Source organism: Streptomyces sp. NPDC007095, assembly GCF_040634475.1.
Lineage (GTDB): Bacteria > Actinomycetota > Actinomycetes > Streptomycetales > Streptomycetaceae > Streptomyces.
The window spans coordinates 1-16,125 of record NZ_JBEYFS010000258.1 but is presented as its reverse complement, the minus strand read 5'-3'; the positions used below and the strand labels follow the sequence as shown (position 1 = coordinate 16,125).

Genomic DNA, 16,125 nt, shown 5'->3' with positions numbered 1-16,125 from the left:
GGACGACCCGGCCGTGCGGGCCGAGCAGCACGTTGTCGGGCTTGACGTCCCGGTGCAGGATGCCCGCCGCGTGCGCGGCCTCCAGTGCGCCGAGCGCCCGGCCGCCGGTCCGGCTGCCCGCCGTGACGCGCCGGTTCGCGGACGGCACCCGCATGCCCCCCTACATCGACGCGCTGGAGACGCTCCTGCCGGGCCTCTCCGAAGAGCAGTTGGGGGAATTCCTCGCCGGACCCCGCACCTTCGGGCAGAGCGATGTCGTCCTGCGGGGTGCCGAGCAGGTGGCCACGGAGATCGTCAACGCGCTGCGGAGCCGGCCGCTCGTCCGGCCGGCCGACGAGAGCGCCGGCGGTATCGATCTGAAGGGCGCCATCCGGCAGACGCTGAGGCGCCAGCCGCTGGGCCTGACCGGTGAGGGGCGCCCGTTCACATACACCGACCAGGCCGGGCGGACCCGGGTCCTGCACGTGACCGCCCGCAACTACCCCGTGTGGGAGAGGTTCGCCGACGGCTACGGCAATCCGGTCAAGGTCGACGCCATGCACCGGTCCGTCACGTCTGCCGGGCAGAGCAAGACCGTTCAGACCGGCACTCAGATCGGCCTCGGCGGCCCGGCCGGCCCGGCCAGTGCGGCGGCGTTCAGCGGCTTCGGCCGGATCGCCGGCCGGGTGGGCTTCACGGAGAAGGTCAGCTACACGCAGACCGACCAGAACAGCAGCCAGACGGAGACCCGGACCCTGGACGGCTCCCATGTGCACCTGACGCACGTCTACTACCATCTGCGGGTCACCGACGCGGACGGCCGGACCTTGGCGGGCAACACCGACACCGATACCCGCACCGTCCTTCGCCCCCGCCCCGGCGCCCCCGATCAGGGTGACTTCGGCTTCGCGGTCCGCAACGGGCTGCTGGTGCGGCTGCCCGACAGCGTGACGTCACTGGCCACGCCCGGCCGCATCCCTCGGAGCATGCGGCTCGACGGGGAGACGCAGTACCGGCTGGTGAGGACCGAGGGCTTCGGCCCGGTAGCGAAGATCCGCGACTGGGCGGCCGACCTGATCGGCGTGCGGCCGGCGAGCACCGCCTACCGGGAGCTGGACGCGTTCTTCTCCAGCGACGGCTTCCAGCGGATGTCCCGCCGGCTGGCAGCCGGCCGGGTCCCCACGGTTCCGCTGTTCGCCGACGACAAGGAGAGGTCGCCCCTCGGCGTGTTCGTCGTGGAACGGATGGTGCCCGAGCGGGCGGTGTTCATCACCGAGACGTCCGAGGCCGAACTGCGGGACATCAACGCCTCGGCGGTGCGCAATGAGCGGAGCAGCACCAAGGGCGCCAGCCTGGCGCTGGAAGCCGTCCTGGGGCCGGCGTTCAACCTGCTCGACCTCGCGGGCGGGCTCCTCGACCTGCGCCTGCAGGTCGGGGCCGCCGGCCGGTACGTGCTGTCGGCGTCGCGCACGGCGGCCCGGGGCGGATCCGGCGGCATCAGGTCCGCCGGGCAGGTCAAGGGGGACCCGACCGGCCTGTACCTGGTCAGGAGGACGGTCTATGTACGGCACAGCGGCAGCACCGCCCCGCCGCGGGAGTTCCCCACCTGGAGCGTGGACCGGATGACGCGCAGCGAGGCGCGCCGGCTGGCCGGGTGGGACGACATGACCCGGCTGGCGGTGGACAACGGCGCCCCGGAACCGTACGCCCCGGCGTACCTGACCGCCGACCATCCGCCCACGCTGGGCATGCACCGGGTGGAGGAGTTCTCGCATGACGACGGCCGGCGCGTCCGCGACATCGACGGCAGCGACCTCACACTGCTGGACTACTTCGCCGACCGGGTACTCGCGGCCCTCGCCGAGGCCTATCCGGGAGTGGTGGCACCCCTGGACCAGCTCGCCCCGCCGGCCACGGTGAGCCTGGGCGGCCGCGTCCGCGCCGCGCTCGCGTCCGGCGTCTCGCGGCGGGCGGACGACGGCCCGGTGCCCTCGTCGTGGAGCGACGCGGAGGCGTACCAGACGGCGCTGTCGAACACGCTGGAGGTGCTGACCGTCCTGTCGCACCAGAGCAAGTCCGGCACTCTGGAGGCGCTCACCACGACCGGCATCCGGGTCCGGCTGAACGAATCGGGCACCATCGGCCAGGGTCACCGCTACTTCTGGCTGCACGGCGATCTGACCAACCGGAGCTACCGGGGTATCCAGAAGGACGTCAAACTGCGGTACGGCGCCCCGGGCATGGAGCGCCGCGACGGGCAGATGGGCAGGAAGCGCGGGCTCGAATACGGCGTCGAGGGCTCGCTGATATTCCGCGACCCGAACAAGGACGCCGTCCCGGCCATCGGTGCCCCGGACAACGCCGGGACACTGCTCGCGGGCTGGCGTTCGGGGCGGCAGACGGAGAGCGAGTCCGGCTTCGGCCCGACCCTCGGCAACGAGCCGATGTCGGTGAGCCTCACGCCGTCCCACCTGTACCGCTACGACCTGTCCCTCACCGTCAGCACGGGCGGCTACTGGCGGTTCCGCGGCCTGGTGCGCGGCTTGGCCTCCGCCGGGCTGCTGGGCACCCAGCCCTTCGTCGTCAGCCGGCCCGAAGGGACGCTGATCGGCACCGGTCCGGACGGCAGGCCGGTCGGTGGCGGCCCGGTGCTCGGCCGGGTGCTGATCAGCATCCCGGACCAGCACGCGCCGGCCGTCGATCCCCACCGCTCCGGGATGCCCAACCCTTATGCGGGCCTCCGCGACCGGATCGAGTCCGTGCCCATGGCGCCCGAGCGGGCCCTGGCGCTGGCGAAGGGCCACTTGTGGCGTCCCGGTGGCGCGGGGCGGCCCGGCGCGCGGCACGGGCAAGCCTTTCTCGACCTCCAGCAGCACCCGTTCGCGACCATCGCCGTGGTGACGTCGCCCGGTCTCATCAAGGCCGCGAGCGAGGTGCTGCGCTCCGCGTCGGACGGCGCCTGGCAGCTGACCGAGGAGGGCGCTCCCGCCCGGGAAGCAGTCATGCGCGGCTTCCAGCCCCAGTATCTGACGGCCAACTTCGACCAGAGCTCCGGGCCGCTGGGCTGGAGCAGCACGGGGCTGCTGGGCAAGGGCCCCTACGCGTCCCTGCGGGCGGACTTCCGCCACTTCACCACCGTGGACGGCCTCCAGGCGCTGACCGGGTCGGTGCCGATGGACAGCGAGCTGACGCTGGGCAGTACCCACCAGGCCGCGGGCAAGACGGGGAAGGCCACCACTGTCTTCTTCGGCGGACAGGCGTCCTACGCCAAGCCCCAGCGGGTCGGGCCCGGGGTGATGGGCACCTACGGCGTCGTGATCAGCCCCTGGTCGAGTTCGGCGGCGCAGAGCCGGAGCGTCGTCCGGACCGTCCTCGCGGACACGAACCGCAAGGAGTTCGGCAACCAGGTACTGGTGAGCGGCACGGCGGAGCACTGGATGGCGACGGGTTCCAGCCTTGTCGGGAGGCGGCTGACAGGCCGGACATTCATGCCGTCCGCACTCTCCGGAGCGGCCGGGCGGACCACCTCGGTGCCGGGCGGCTGGCTCGGGCACGTGCCGGAGAAGAGCGCCCACCGGCTGCGGTTGATCGACGACGGGATGGGGGAGGTGCCCCGCTACACCGGCCGTACCTGGCTGCCCCAACCGTGGCTGAAACACAACACGTTCGGCACCTACCCCGTCAACGCGCTGGACCCCACGGATGTGCTCGCCGCGTTCGAGCGCACCGCGCAGCGCAGGCTGGGGCTGGATGAGGCGGGCCTGGAGAGTGTGCGCACGCTGGTGACGTCCCGCGCCCTGCGGGCCCTCGGCAAGGAGATGACCGGTGTCGGCTCGTCCACTCCGGTGCGGACCGGCGCCCTCGGCTGGAGGAGCGTACGGATCGGCGGCCGGACGGTCCGGGCGCGGGCCGAGCTGATCCCCGGGGATCCCGTCTTCGAGATGCTCGACCACAGCACCGAGTTGGAGGAGAACCGGCGCGGTGTGGAAACCGTCCACGAAGGCTCGGACTTCACCTCGGGCGCCGACCTGGGGGTCACCGTCACCGAGGGCACGGCCACCCACGGCCAGGCGGTCGTGGCGGCCGGGCCGGCGTACGGTGAGACCGGCTCCGCTCGTCGCACGCGCTCCTCCGGCAACACCAACACCAGCATCACCATCCACCGGGCCGCGTCCACCGAACCGTACGCCGAGGTCACCACCCCGTACCGGCTGCGCCTCACCCTGGAGGCGGACGACGACCCGGCGCCGCGGAGAGGCCCGTCCGGGGCGAACACGTCCGGGGCGAGCGCGGGGGAGCGGCCGCCGCGCGGGCGGATGGCCGAGGTGTGGCGGAACGCCATCGGCCGGACGACGATCACCGAGGAAGGCGACATCGGCAGAGTGCGCGAGCACGTACCGCTCAGCCTCATGGCCCCGGTGCGCACCGCCGGCATGCCCCCCGTGGACCCCCGGCTGAGCCCGCCGCGGCTCATCCCCGACCCTCGGCTGCGGCTGGACCGGACGGCGCGGGTGATGGACCCGGCCACCCGTCACGGGGACGGCACCCTGAAGCCGTTCACCTTCCCGGGGAACGGGTTCCACGTCCGCAGGATCGTCGGGCAGGAGAACATCCAGGCGGCGAACAACGCGGCGATCGCCCGGTCCTACAGCCACGGATTCCACTGGGACGAGCGGGACAGCCTGCATGACATCGTCCGGCGGGCGACGGACACCAGCCTCACCCGCCCGGGCTCCGGGTCCGCGCAGACGCTGGAGGACGGCACCGGTAACGCGTTCCTCACCACCTTCTGGGACCGCACCGTCACCGTCACCGGCTATTCGGTGCCGGGCCTCGCGGAGAAGCACCTGGTCGGTACGGACACCGCGGCGCTGGCGCTGTATTCCAAGCCCGACTTCGGCGGCGCCGTGCTGCTCAGCGTGGCCGACGGCATGAAACTGGAGGTGCTCAACCGGGTCACCGAGGGTGGCGGCACCTCGGTGGCGCGCGAAAGCGTCCAGGACTCGGCGATGGGCGGCGGATTCCTCGTCGCCTCCGACGCCCTCGGCCAGAACCAGTACAGCGCCACCATGACCGGCCCGTACGCCTTGGACGGCGACGGGACCACGGTCGGCGGGGAACACCTGGGCTCGATCAACGTCAAGCCGAAAACCGGCCGGACGTTCCTGTTCGCCATCCCCACCACCTGGCTCAGCGTGGCCGACGTTCACCGGGGCATCAAGGACTCGGCGCTCGGCGCGTGGGTCCAGGGCGTCTTCGGGCACGCCAGGCCGGGGCGGCAGGAGGTCGGCTCCCATGCTTACACGATCGCCTGGGTCCGGGAGGACATCGCCCGCGAACTGGGCATGGTGAGCGACAGGAACTTCCCCGGCCGGGTGGGGAAGGCATGGGACGCCGTCGCGGGCTCGAGCAAGGCGTGGGTCGACGCGGACAAGGCCTACTGGGCGAAGCGCCGCACCGCCGTCGGCCTGCGCGAGGCGGTCGACGCCGCCCTGAGCGGCGTGGCCGAGGCCCGGACCGCGGCCGACGCCACCGCCCGGTCCCTGAGCCTTGCCCGGGACGCGGCCGCGGCGGCCGACGAGGCGCGGAGGGCGGGGGCCGCCGAGCCGGGGACCCGTCGGCATCCGGCCGACGACGCCGGACCCGGCCGGGACGTACGCCACGACCCGCACGGGGCGGCGGCCGCGGCCCGCCCGGACCGGCTCGCGCCCGGGGACAGCGGCCCGACGCGGGACGGCCGCCCCGGCGCGGCGCCCGCAGCGCGGCTCGGCGCGGTGCGCGCGGAGCAGACGGAGGCCGCCGCGCGGCAGGACGCTGCCGACATGTCCCACCGGGCCGCCACCCGGCGGCTCGACGCCGCGACCGCACGGCTGGACGCCGCCCGCCGGGATTTCTCCGCGCGCAGCGCCGAGCTGGCCGCCCTGCGCGGTGCGGCGGACCGCGCCGCACACGAGTACCACCGGGTACGCGTCGGGGCGGACGAGCTCACCCGGTGGCATCAGCTGAACGCGACCGAGGAGGGCCGCCGGCAGCTCGACGGGCTCGCCGAGCCCCCCGCGGTCACCTTCACCCCGCCGCTCAAGCCTGTCGGCCCGGCTGTTTCGGCGCGGCCCGTCTACACGCGGAGCGGCGGCACCGGCCCCGGCGCCGGGCTCACCTCTCCGGAGCACGTCACGTACACCCTGCACGACGTGGGCAGGGACAACTCCTTCTACCGCGCCCTCGCCGAGGGGCTGCGGCGTACGGACCCACGGCTGGCGGCGGACGCGGGCGTGGACCTCGCCGACCCGGAAGCCGCCGTCGCCGGACTGCGGCAGTTGATGACCGCCAGGTTCACCGACCCGGCCGACGCCGACCTGTCGGCCTTCGTCACCCCGGACGCCACCGACACCTTCACCACCGCCGAGATCGACGGCGCGGGGCTCGATCTCGGCCGGGACACCCCGGCGCGCCGCGAGTTCGACGGGCTCGGCGGTCGGATCCCGCACGCGCTGAACCTGGGCGAGGACGTCCGCGCCGCCCTTGCCGCCGCCCAACTCCGGCGGCCCGTCGACGCCGATGCCGACACCGGCTGGGACCACTCCGGCGCCGACCTGCTGGCCCTGCTCGCCGCCCGCACTTTCGGCGCCCGGGTCACGGTGGTGCGTGACGACGGCAGCTTCCAGGACTTCGTCGGCTTCCGTGACGGTCCCGGAACCGGCGACGCGTCCGGCGCGCTCGCCGGTCTTCTCGACGGCGTCGAGCGAACGCGCCCGCACATCGTCCTCAGCCTCGCCGACCACCGCTACCGACTCGCCGTCCCGGACGCCGCTGCCGAGGACACCGCGCCGGGCGGGCCGGCCGCCCCGGTCGCGGAGGTCCCGCTCGACCCGCACCGGGCGGCCGACGGCGCGGACGGGTTCGGGTCGGCGCTGGTACAGACCATGCGCGACGGCGTCTTCGACCTGACGCGCCTGCCGGACGGCCTCCGCGGCGTGCTCGACGGCGGGCCCGGTCCGGTCACGGCGGTGGACGCCCTGTACCGCTGGATCGCCGAGCGGGCGACGCGGGACGAGCTGTCCGCCGGTTCACCACTGATCGACGATGAGCGGGCCGTTTCCCTCGAGGCGTTCGCCCGGGCCGGGGTCGTCCTGACGGAAACACAGTCGATGCGGGCGGTCCTCGAGGGCGGTGCGCTGCCGGCCGGGGAGGTGGACCTCACTATGGTGCAGGGACTCCGGTTGGCTCTGACGCTCACCCCCCGCGCGGCATCGGTCATGGCCCTGGCCGCGACGGTGATCGCCCGGGAACTGGGCGCAGCCGTGGTGCTCGTAGGACCGGAGGGCGAGGCCCACCGGTTCGGTTCGGGTGACGCACCGCCGGTGGTCGTGGTTCAGGAGAACGGGGATTTGGTCTTCGGCGTTCCGCGTGCGAGGGAATTGTCCGTCCTCGGCCGGTGAATACCCCTATGGCGTGGTGCGCGTTTTGCCTTTCCGGACATTGCTTCCTGTACGCGCGTTCGAATTTCCGGCTTTTCCGGCCGTCGGCGCCCGCTGGGCTGCCGAACATCCAGAAGGCATACGGTATTTTTCATCGCGCCACGGCGCTGTGCCGCAGTGCGGCGGCGTAGTGGGGAAACGCCCGGACGGGAGACACTGGTGACGCTCACGCTCGATCTGCACCCGCTGTTCCGGAACGAACGCGACATCGACCGCGCGGTTCGTGAGATCATCTTCAAGGCGTCGGCGACAAAGGCCGATCGGGTGGAGATCATCCCGGGGAAGGGTGCCGGCAAGCTCAAGGCACGCGTGCTGGCGATGCTGGGCCAGCCCCATCTGAAGAAGCTTTACAAGCGTTACGAGGTCGACCCGTCCAACGAGGGCCGCATCTTCGTCCACTTCAAGTGAGTGGGCTGGGGAGAGCTTTCAGTGGCCTGGACGGACTTCAGCGCAAAGAACGAAGAGATGAAATCGCTCCCAAGATGGTGCGATTCGCGCGGATTCATCCGATCAGTGAACATCTCCGGCACGGAGACGGCAGTGTCATGGAAGATGTGAGCCAGGCCTGGACGGCCATCAACGATTGGCTGGCGCGGTTCGCCCCAGCGAGCGCCGAGGCGCAACACCCTCCGGCCGATCCCGAGGCTATAGCAGCCGCTGAAAGGGAACTGGGCTTCAAGTTCCCCGCTGACGGCGTGCAATCACTGTTGATCCACGACGGCCAGCCCAGATATTGCACCGACTTCCCGGACTACCCACTGCTCTCTGTCGAAGGCATCGTAGATGTCCGTCAGCGGATGATGACCGTAGTCGGCGACGATCTCGGCGGCGGTGACAGCGATGACTGTTGGTGGCATGAGGGATGGCTACCGGTCTCCGAGCTTGACGGCGACCTCTACATCGTCGACCTACGCTCAGGTCCCGCATACGGGCGGCTTGGCTGGTTCCCCAGAGATGATGAGGTCGATTTCGATCAGAGAGCACCGACATTCGCGGCGCATTTGACCCAGATCGCCACAGCACTGACGACCGGCGGTGCCGTAGACGGCGAGGTCCCGTACATCACGGAACACGGCGCCGTGTATTGGGACTACCCGGGCCAGGAGACGACGGACGAGGGTGAGCGCCTGTTTCGGGCGCCAACCGGCTGAGATCCCTGTGCGGGATCAAGTCCTGGCGGGAGTGAGGCCAATGGTCTGCACGGTGTCCGGGCTCTGGAAGCGGGCCCGGCGACACCTTGGACATCATCCGGGCGGATGGCCGCACGACCGTCCGCCCGGTGCTCTCCGGCGCGGGCAGCGGAACCCCGGCCCGGCCCGCACTCGCCCAGCGGAGGGCCGAGGGGTGAGAATCCCCTTGGCTGCTCGGCGGACAGGTCCCCTCGCCCGCGATGGCCGGTACTCGCTGCCCGGCCCAGCTCGGCTCGACCATCCGCGCCCGCAGCGCCAGGTCAAGCGGCGCCTGCGCGCTCGCGACAGCTGGCACGACCCGTTGCCGGACAGCGACACAACCGAACGGCACCCCGATCTGATCGTCGGACGGGATACGCTGCGGCGGCAGCGGACGGGACCGAGGGTCGGCTCTTGTCCGAGGGCTCGAAGTCCCGGGGGTGCCTTGCGACTTCCCCGGCGCCGACTGCCACCACCGCACCGGGTACTGCTCTGGTCAATCTCGGGGCACAGGACCGGATCCGTCTGCAACCGGGGCCCGTATGGATCTCGGTCCTGTGCCCGTGACGGCAGCCGCTGAGCAACGGCCGTATGCGGCAACAGGTCGCTCTTCGTCCAGGGCTCGAAGCCCTGGCAGGGCGGACGCCTGCCACCACAGCCCGCCCCGGGACGAACGGCGGCGGGGAAGGTGAACCTGGCCGCCGGTGTCAGGGCACTATGACGATCTTCCGCCCTTGGCCCCCCGCGAACTGGGCGAGTGCCTGCGGGTAGTCGTCCAGCGGCAGACGGTGGCTGATGAACACTTGGGGGTCGAGTACTCCGGTGGCGAAGAGGTCCGCTGCGCGTTCGAAGCTGTGCAGGACGGCCATGGAGCCGGTGATGGTGATTTCCTGATTGTAGATGCGGTAGGGCGAGATGGTGGCCGTTGTCGCGTAGTCCGAGACGCCGAACTGCAGGAATGTCCCTGCCTTCGCGACGCGGTCCAGGCCGTCCTGGATGGCGGCGGCGTTGCCGGTTGCATCGATCACGACCTCCCAGCCGCCATGCTGCTGGAACTCCTCCGCCGAGGCGGCCGACCTTGAGCAGCCCAGTTTCTCGGCTGTGGCGAGGCGCTCGGGGTTGATGTCAATGATGTCCACTGAAGCGGCACCGGTGCGCTTGGCCAGCTCCAGCATCATCAGGCCCATGGTGCCGCTGCCGTAGATGAGCACATTCGTCCCCACCTTGGCATTGAGCACGTCGTATCCCCGTACCGCGCACGACAGCGGTTCGATGAGGGCGGCGTCCGCCATATCGACATGTTCGGGCAGCCGGACGCAGTTGGCGACGGGGGCCACGGCGTATTCCGCGGCGCCGCCGGCGACGGTGACGCCGATCGCGGCCCACCGGTCGCAGAGGTTGTTGCGGCCGTTGCGGCAGTAGCGGCACTCGTTGCAGTACAGCGAGGGGTCCACGGCGACCCGGTCGCCGACGGCGAGTTCGGTTACCTCGGTACCGATGCCGACGACCTCTCCGGCGAACTCGTGGCCGGGGACGATGGGCAGCGAGGGCGCGAACTCGCCCTGGAGAATGTGCAGGTCCGTGCCGCACAACCCGCAGGCGGCCACGTCCACCACGACCTCGCGCGGCCCGGGGGTGGGGTCGGGGACCGTGGTGACGGTGACCTTGCCGGGGGCTTCGATGACGGCGGCTTTCACTTGACTGCTCCTAGGGACAGGCCGCGAACCAGTTTGTCCTGGGCAGCCCAGCCGGCGATGAGGACAGGCAGGGACACCAGGGTGGCGGCGGCGCACAGACGGGCGAGGAAGAGGCCTTCGTTGGTGATGAACCCGACGAGGAAGACGGGGGCGGTGGAGGCGTTGGTGGCGGTGAGGTTGACGGCGAAGAGGAACTCGTTCCAGCTGAAGATGAAGCAGATCAGCGCGGTGGCGGCGAGTCCGGGCATGGCGACGGGGCCGACGATGCGCAGCAGCACGGTAGGCAGGCCGGCGCCGTCGACCTCGGCGGCTTCCAGGATTTCCTTGGGGACTTCGGCGAGGAAGGAGCGCATCATCCACACCGCGATCGGGAGGTTCATGGCGGTGTAGAGGACGATCAGTGTCCAGACGTTGTCCAGCATCCCGGCGTCCTTGACGATCAGGTACACCGGCAGCAGGGCCGCGATGGCCGGGAGGAACTTGGTGGACAGGAAGAAGAACATCACGTCGGTCCACTTCTCGACCGGCTTGATGGACAGTGCGTAGGCCGCCGGGACCGCGAGGGCGAGTACAAGGAGCGTCGAAAGGACGCTGGCCATGGCCGAGTTGAGGAGGAAGGGGGTGATGTTCCGGCTGAACAGCAGTTTGTACTGGTCGAAGGTGAGCGGCGCGAAGGGGGTGGGCGGGTTGGTCGCCGCGTCGGCCTCCTGGTGGAAGGAGGTGAGCACCATCCACGCCACCGGCGCGAAGAACGCCAGCGTGGCGAGCCAGGCGACGAAGGTCCACAGGGGCGACAGCCGGGGCGTGTTGCCGTGGTCGTCGCGGCGGCGCAGGAGCTTCTTGAACCTCGACCCGGGCGCGGCGACTGCCGCGTGAGTGGTCATCGGGATACCTCCTCGCGGAACAGCGACGCGATGGTGCGCAGCGCGAAGGTCGCGATCACGATCGAGCCGAGCACGACGACGACTCCGGCGGCGGCCGCCTCGCCGTACTCGTACTTGCGGAACATCGTCAGGTAGATCTCGTAGGGAAGGTTGGTCGTCTGCGAGCCGGGGCCGCCCTGGGTGATGGTGTAGACCGAGTCGAAGGTCTGCACGACGTAGATCGTGCCGAGCAGGACGCCCAGTTCGATGTACTGGCGCAGGTGCGGCAGCGTGATGAAACGGAAGGTCGCCATCGCCGACGCCCCGTCGACGCGGGCCGCCTCCAGGACGTCACCGGGCTGCGCCTGCAGGCCGGCCAGCAGGATCAGCATCATGAACGGGGTCCACTGCCATACCAGCGCGACGACGATGGCCGGCATCGCCGAGTTCGACACCCAGTCGATGGTGGGGCCGTTCTCGGCCCCGAAGAGTCGGTAGACGGCGTTGAGGGTGCCGTTGAGTAGGCCATAGTCGGGGTTGTAGATGGCGTGTTTCCACAGCAGTGCGGCTGCGACGGGCATGATCAGGAACGGTGTGATGAGCAGGGTGCGGGCCAGGCCCCGGCCGGGGAAGCGACGGTCGAGCAGCATCGCCAGACCGAGTCCGAGGAGCACGCTGATCAGCACCACCGATGCGGTGAGCACGACTGTGTTGAGCACGGCCGTGCGTAGCCGCTCGTCGGTGAAGACGAACTTGAAGTTGGACAGGCCGACGAAGTGCCGGTCACCCGGCTTGAGGATGTTCCACTGGAAGGTGGAGATCACGAGCGTGGCCACGAACGGCAGCTGTGTCACGACGACCGTGAAGATCAGCGCCGGCAGCAGGGGGACGCGCCGCCGCCACTTGTGTACCGTTTCACGCTTGCCTGGCTGGTGTGGAGGGTGTGTGCGCACCGCTTTGGGCGCGGGAACGAGTGTGGTCATGAGGGGGTCCTTGAGCCGGCCGATGACGGCCGAGGGAGGGGAAGCGGTGTCCGGTCGGCGGGAGCGCCGACCGGACGGCGAGGGTCACTTCTGGTAGTTCTTGGCGACGTCCTCGGCGAGCTTCTGGCCGTTGTCCAGAGCCTTGTCCACGCTGGTCTTGCCGGCGATGGCCGCGGAGATGTCCTGCGTCACCTTGGTGCCGAGGTCCTGGAACTCGGGGATGGCCACGAACTGGACGCCCACCGTGGGCCGCGGCTGCACACCGGGGTTCGTCGGGTTCGCCTGCTCGATGGACTTGAGGGTGATGTCGCCGAAGGCCCCGGCCGCCTTCTTGTACTCGGGGATCTCATAGGTGCTGGCCCGCTTCCCGGCGGGAACGCGCGCCCAGCCGAGCTTCTCGCCGACGAGGTTCTCGTACTTCTTGCTGGACGCCCAGAGCATGAACTTCGAGGCGGCGTCGGCGTTCTTGGTGGTCTTCGGCATCGCCCACGCCCAGGACCACAGCCAGCCGGAGCTGTCCGTCTTGGCCACCGGCGCGTACGCGTAGCCGACCTTGCCTGCGATCTTGCTGGAGCTGGGGTCCTCCAGTGATCCGGCCGCGCTGGTCGCGTCGTACCACATCGCGACCTTGCCCTGGCTCATGGCGTTGAGACACTCGGTGAAGCCGGACTGTGAGGCACCCACTTCACCGTGCTTCTTGACCAGGTTGACGTAGAAGTTGGTCGCCTTCTTGAACTCCGTGTTGTTGACCTGGGCCTTCCAGTCCTTGGTGAACCAGGTGCCGCCGAAGGTGTTGGCCACGGTCGTCAGCGACGCACCGAGCTCGCCCCAGCCGGCCAGGCCGCGCAGGCAGATGCCCTTCATGCCGGGGCGGGCGCCGTCGACCTTGGCGGCGATGCCGGCGACCTGCTGCCAGGTCGGTTTCTCGGGCACGGTGATGCCCTTCTCCGCCATGACCTCCTTGTTGTACATGAGGAAGGACGACTCACCGTAGAACGGAAGCGCGTACAGATTGCCGTCGTCGCCGGACAGCGACTGAACCATGGGCTTGAGCAGGTCGGCCTCGTCGAAGGCGGAGTCCTTCTCGGCGTAGGAGCTCAGCTCGTGCAGCCAGCCGTTCTTGTGCCAGATGGGCACTTCGTAGGCGCCGATGGTGGCGACGTCGTACTGGCCGGCCTGGGTGGCGATGTCCTGGGTGACCTTGTCGCGCAGTTCGTTCTCGGGAAGGATCGTGAAGTTCACCTTGATACCGGTGTCCTTGGTGAAGGTGTTCTTCGTCAGCTTCGCGATGTCCTCCATCTGCGGGTTGCCGACCATGAGCACATTGATGCTCTCGCCCCCGCCTCCGGAGCTCGACCCGCCGGCCCCGCTGCACGCGGCCAGCATCGAGCCTGCGGCCACGGCGGCGAGCACAGCGCGAGTGCTTCTCCGGACGTGGGTGATTTTTCGGATGGGCATGGCTGACTCCAGAAGTGTTCGAGGACATGGGGGTGCCCAGGTCCGGTCGTGCGAGTGCGTGGTGAGTTGGAGAGACGCAGGATGAGTTGGACAGACGCCGGTCAAACCCGGATGACCTCCGGCCCCAGGAGGAAGTAGCGATGGGCTTCGGAGGCAGGAAGCCCAGTGTCGGTGACGATCGCTTCGAAGTCTGCGATCTCAGCGAAACGACAGAAGCTGGTTGCTCCGAACTTGCTGTGGACGCCCGAGAAGACCCGGCGTCGGGAAACAGCCATGACCTGCGCCTTTACACTGCTCACCGAGGGGTCCGGAGTGGTGAGCCCCCATTGGCGGGAGATGCCGTTTGCGCCGACGTATGCCAGGTCGATGACGAGGCCGGACAGCATGTGGGTCGCCCAGTGATCGACTGTCGCCAGCGTGGCGCCCCGCACGCGACCACCGAGCAGCAGCACGGTGACGCTCTCGACGGCGGCCAGGGTGCCGGCCGCGGCGAGGGAGGAGGTGATCACGGTCAGTGGCCGGTCACGAGGCAGAGCAGCGGCGATGAGCTGTGGGGTGTAACCCTCGTCGATGTACACCGTTTCCGCGTCACCGAGCAGGCCCACGGCGGCGGCAGCGATCCGCGACTTCTCCCCGACCTGACTGGTGGTCCGGTAGGAGAGTGTCGTCTCGAAGCCGGCGCTCTCGACGGGGTAGGCGCCGCCGTGGGTTCGCCGCACCAGCCCATGAGCATCCAGCAGTTTCAGGTCGCGCCGCACCGTTTCCTTGGAGATGCCCAAGTCGGCGGCGGCCGTGGCCACATCTACGGAGCCGACACGGCGCGTCGCCTCCAGGATGGCGCGTCGGCGTTCTTCGGCGTCCACGGCGACACCTCCACTGCGCGATCTGACCCGACACTCGGTCCGGCCGTTTCCGGTCTGGCACGTTTGCGCCTAGTGCCGCATCAGGCAACGTTCGCCCCGTCGCGACGCCCGGCACGCACTCTCGCCGCACCGGCCGAAAGCCCAAGTACGTCCAGTACGAGGACTTCCGGCCGGCACGCCGAGAGCACGCACCGGACGCCGCTCCTTGACGGGCAAACGTTGCCTGCCGCGGCACTAGCCAGAGCCCTGCCCGTTCGGGCTCATGCGAACTTTTTATCGGCACGCCAGCCTCGTGAACAGGCAAATCGTCATGAGTTCCGTGACCGGGTGCGCCCGCTTCGAATGCGGCATTCCCGCAGACGGAGGCCTTCTTTGATCAAAAAAGGAGCAAGCTCGCCACCCGGGTCCGCTCGGAACGTGCCCGTTCACTGCCTGCTTCCCGACGGCAGGGGAAGTCGATCGTGGTCGTCGTCGTGTGCGGGGGCGCTGAAGCGGATCCTGGAGTTCGTCCTCGACTTCGGAGAGCTCCCTCAAGAAAGCCGACAACACGCGCAGGGGAGAGGGCCGACGGCAGTCGCCGTTCGCACATCTCATCGGTATCGCCGAACCAGTGCCGCACCTCTACGTGGGACACCCGGGTTCAAGCTGATCACCAAGGACAACCTCACCACCATCCCCTGGAACGGCGACGTGGACCGGCAGAGCGCCTACCTCAAGCTCTGGGACAGCAGGACAGGCTGAACTCGGCTGACCAATGCGCAGGGCAGTCGCTTCAACCGGTCGCGGACGTACCGGTCCCGCTCCGCCTGCGGCGGTGCCGTCGATGCCTGCCTGATGACCTGGGACTTCTCTTGTGGATCACGCCGAGTAAGTCGTCGGCCGTAGGATCGGGGGCCATTGCTGCGTGAGGGGCGGGAGGTTGAGACTTCCTCAGCAGGCTCGCCCGACAGTGGTTGCTCATCAGTCGCTCGGCGAGGTAGTAGGCCGGCCGGTCGAACGCACCCGAGGAGGACACACCTACGCGGGCGTGGCCGAACCGGCATGAGGACCGTAAGTGTGTGAGCAACCGCCGCGACCGCCGCGCACCTTTTCTGATGATCGGGTCGGCGTGTCCGGCTGCGGGCATGACGCTGGTCTGCCCAGCATTTCCATGTGTCTATCGGAAGTGCCCTCGTGGCCGTGTGCGCTGGAAGCCTGAAGAACTCCCATCGTCGCAGGTCACAAGGCACTTCCTCGTACCCGGAAACATCACCGCTCGCACATCAGCCGGTGGATCCGGGCTGAGGCATGTGCCTCCCCCCCAACTCGCCTCTGGGACTGTCCATTTGGTTCAGGACGCCGACGCTGCCATCCCTGGGGAGCGGAGATCCGCGCTACCGGTCCGAGGGTGTGCCGGTCGAGGGAAATCTGGCGCGAGCGGTGGATGAGGAGAGCCCACGGTCGTTCCGGGAGGAAGGCCCCACGTCATTGTTGTACGGACGGGCAAGGTTTGGCGGGTGTGGCTGCGACGGACGCGGGCGGTGGCCCAGGATGACCGGATGACGCACCGGGCCGGGACGGATGGGAACCCGTCCCGGCGGCGTGGTCCGGTGTGCGGTATGCCGTGCGGCTGAGGGCACTTCGGCGACTGTTCGG

8 protein-coding genes are annotated in these 16,125 nt (G+C 69.7%); 3 read left to right on the top strand and 5 right to left on the bottom strand.

All coding sequences use genetic code 11. The features are described from left to right. The first annotated feature begins 152 nt into the window (after positions 1-152). The 3 genes from ABZ656_RS49285 (at position 153) to ABZ656_RS49275 (ending at position 8,608) form a co-directional block, all read left to right on the top strand. Positions 153-7,418: a hypothetical protein gene (locus ABZ656_RS49285; protein WP_360277995.1), complete on the top strand. Its 7,266-nt coding sequence runs from the start codon at positions 153-155 to the stop codon at positions 7,416-7,418. 198 nt (positions 7,419-7,616) lie between these two features. After that, on the top strand, positions 7,617-7,865 hold the full coding sequence (locus ABZ656_RS49280) for a Smr/MutS family protein (RefSeq protein WP_101408618.1): 249 nt from the start codon (positions 7,617-7,619) through the stop codon (positions 7,863-7,865). 137 nt (positions 7,866-8,002) lie between these two features. Further along, positions 8,003-8,608 (top strand): SMI1/KNR4 family protein, encoded by a 606-nt coding sequence (locus tag ABZ656_RS49275; protein WP_360277991.1) that lies wholly within the window; start codon positions 8,003-8,005, stop codon positions 8,606-8,608. Between the two features lie 725 nt (positions 8,609-9,333). Here the strand turns inward: ABZ656_RS49275 and ABZ656_RS49270 are convergent. From ABZ656_RS49270 to ABZ656_RS49250, 5 genes are all read right to left on the bottom strand, one after another. Continuing rightward, the gene (locus tag ABZ656_RS49270) at positions 9,334-10,323 is read right to left on the bottom strand and encodes a zinc-dependent alcohol dehydrogenase family protein (RefSeq protein WP_101408620.1); all 990 of its coding nucleotides are present in this window, start codon (positions 10,321-10,323) and stop codon (positions 9,334-9,336) included. Further along, positions 10,320-11,207, bottom strand: a complete 888-nt coding sequence (locus ABZ656_RS49265; protein ID WP_101408621.1) for a carbohydrate ABC transporter permease — start codon at positions 11,205-11,207, stop codon at positions 10,320-10,322. The genes ABZ656_RS49270 and ABZ656_RS49265 overlap by 4 nt, the downstream gene beginning before the upstream one ends. Beyond that, positions 11,204-12,169, bottom strand: a complete 966-nt coding sequence (locus ABZ656_RS49260) for a sugar ABC transporter permease (RefSeq protein WP_101408622.1) — start codon at positions 12,167-12,169, stop codon at positions 11,204-11,206. The genes ABZ656_RS49265 and ABZ656_RS49260 overlap by 4 nt, the downstream gene beginning before the upstream one ends. A gap of 84 nt (positions 12,170-12,253) precedes the next feature. Beyond that, the gene (locus ABZ656_RS49255) at positions 12,254-13,627 is read right to left on the bottom strand and encodes a sugar ABC transporter substrate-binding protein (protein ID WP_101408623.1); all 1,374 of its coding nucleotides are present in this window, start codon (positions 13,625-13,627) and stop codon (positions 12,254-12,256) included. A gap of 101 nt (positions 13,628-13,728) precedes the next feature. Continuing rightward, positions 13,729-14,490: a DeoR/GlpR family DNA-binding transcription regulator gene (locus tag ABZ656_RS49250; RefSeq protein ID WP_101408624.1), complete on the bottom strand. Its 762-nt coding sequence runs from the start codon at positions 14,488-14,490 to the stop codon at positions 13,729-13,731. Between the last annotated feature and the right edge of the window lie 1,635 nt (positions 14,491-16,125).

What these genes read in the sequence shown, in the direction of transcription:
- ABZ656_RS49285 (WP_360277995.1), top strand. Translation starts at nt 153, where the DNA reads ATGCCCCCCTACATCGACGCGCTGGAGACGCTCCTGCCGGGCCTCTCC.
- ABZ656_RS49275 (WP_360277991.1), top strand. Translation starts at nt 8,003, where the DNA reads ATGGAAGATGTGAGCCAGGCCTGGACGGCCATCAACGATTGGCTGGCG.
- ABZ656_RS49265 (WP_101408621.1), bottom strand. Translation starts at nt 11,207, where the DNA reads ATGACCACTCACGCGGCAGTCGCCGCGCCCGGGTCGAGGTTCAAGAAG.
- ABZ656_RS49260 (WP_101408622.1), bottom strand. Translation starts at nt 12,169, where the DNA reads ATGACCACACTCGTTCCCGCGCCCAAAGCGGTGCGCACACACCCTCCA.
- ABZ656_RS49255 (WP_101408623.1), bottom strand. Translation starts at nt 13,627, where the DNA reads ATGCCCATCCGAAAAATCACCCACGTCCGGAGAAGCACTCGCGCTGTG.